Origin of the sequence: Cuspidothrix issatschenkoi CHARLIE-1, from assembly GCF_002934005.1 — a bacterium.
Taxonomy (GTDB): Bacteria; Cyanobacteriota; Cyanobacteriia; order Cyanobacteriales; family Nostocaceae; genus Cuspidothrix; species Cuspidothrix issatschenkoi.
Genome location: NZ_PGEM01000232.1, coordinates 1 through 2,028, shown reverse-complemented (window position 1 = coordinate 2,028; position 2,028 = coordinate 1). Strand labels below are relative to the sequence as shown.

Sequence of the window (2,028 nt, the reverse complement as noted above, 5' to 3'; positions counted from 1 at the left end):
TTATTGATGTTGAGAAGAACCCTTAACTAAACTTGGAGACGAATGTCGGTATAGCGTGAGCTATTAAACCGACCATTCGACAAGTTTTGGGATTGTTAAGGGTTCCGAGGCTCAACGTCAATAAAGCAATTGGAATAAAGCAAAAATAGGTGTGATATATTTTAAAAAGGAGATGGTTATTTGATTAAAAAAATTAATTTAGATTGGCTTATGTTTTCGGGATATTTAATAAATTTTATTTTGCTACTTTGTTTTACTTTTAATTTATTTACGAGTAGAACTTTTGAAATATTACTTGCTTTTCTATTAGTTTTAAACGCTACATTTTTACTGATATTAAGTTATTTAAAATATAAATCGCCTAAGTGATTTTAGGTGGTTTTTTGAAACGAGTGAAACGAGTTTCTTCTTGTCTTGATACTATATAGAAATAACTCGATTTTATAAAAACGCTCATTATCCTTGAAATGAAAGGGTTTAGAGCGTTTTTTATGCGTGAAAAGATTTTTTGACATAAAAAAACCCCAGTAGTATGATTAAAGCGTCTACTCAATAAAAAACTACTGGAGGTCTTTCTATATGCAATATAATACTACAAAATATATAGACGAAAATCAAGATAATGAAACATTAAAAGATATGTCTAAAAATGGGGAACGACGCCCATGGAGAGAGAAGAAAATCGATAATGTAAGTTATGCAGATATATTGGAAATTTTAAAAATTAAAAAGGCTTTTAACGTAAAACAATGTGGTAACGTCTTAGAATTTAAGCCGACTGATGAAGGGTATTTAAAACTTTATAAAACATGGTTTTGTAAGTCGAAATTATGTCCGGTTTGTAATTGGAGGCGTTCAATGAAAAACAGTTATCAAGCCCAAAAAGTAATTGAGGAAGTCGTTAAAGAAAAACCAAAAGCACGTTGGTTGTTTTTAACACTTTCAACAAAAAATGCGATTGACGGCGAAACTTTAGAACAGAGTTTAAAACATTTAACTAAAGCTTTTGATAGATTGAGTAGATATAAAAAAGTAAAACAAAATTTGATTGGTTTTATGCGTTCAACTGAAGTTACAGTTAACAAAAATGACGGAAGTTATAATCAACATATGCACGTTTTATTGTGCGTTGAAAATGCTTATTTTAGAAAAAAAGAGAATTATATAACGCAAGAAGAGTGGATCAATTTATGGCAAAAAGCTCTTCAAGTTGATTACAAACCTGTCGCGAATATCAAAGCAATTAAGCCAAATAAAAAAGGCGATAAAGATATACAAGCTGCAATTAAAGAGACATCAAAATACTCGGTTAAGTCGTCCGATTATTTAACAGGAAACCATGAAAAAGACGCAGAAATTGTTCAAGATTTAGAACAAGGTTTATACAGAAAACGTATGTTAAGTTATGGTGGTTTACTTAAACAAAAACATAAACTTTTAAATTTAGACGATGCCGAAGAAGGTAATTTAATTCAAACAAGCGATGAAGAAAAAACGACCGAAGAAGAACAAAAAGCTCATTCAATTACGGCTATTTGGAATTTCGAAAAACAAAATTATTTCTTAAAAAATTTGTAACGTTAGCTTATCAAAGCTAGCGTTTTTTTATGCTTTTTTGCCCCTGCAGGAACTATAGCGTTCAACCAGCATGGTTGCCCAGTTTTTATGCCAATTTTTAAATTTGCATGTAACTGGGCAGTGTCTAAAAAATTCGACACTGGTTTTGCTCAAATTTTTGTTTGTGAAAAGCAATTATTTTTATTTGGCTCTCATTTGCGTTTTAAGAGCTAATATAGGTTTTTAGGTATAAAACTATATAAATAACCCCTAATTCTTTAAAATGCCCCCTTAAAATTAAAAATAAAGGCATTCTGATTTTGAATAAATGTTTGAACAAAAAATAAAGAGCTACCCTTAAAAATTTTGGTAACTCTTATATTCACTCTTTTAATATTTAGGTGATAACAGTGAAAAAATAAATCAAGAAAGGAATTTTAATTATAACATCGCATTTATGCCGAGAAAATT

General features: G+C 29.7%; 1 protein-coding gene. It reads left to right on the top strand.

What is annotated here, in order from left to right; all coding sequences use genetic code 11:
- Positions 1-579 precede the first annotated feature (579 nt).
- Positions 580-1,578 carry a protein rep gene (locus tag CUN59_RS23020; protein ID WP_104389596.1) on the top strand — a complete coding sequence of 333 codons (999 nt, stop codon included), beginning with the start codon at positions 580-582 and terminating at the stop codon, positions 1,576-1,578.
- Positions 1,579-2,028 lie beyond the last annotated feature (450 nt).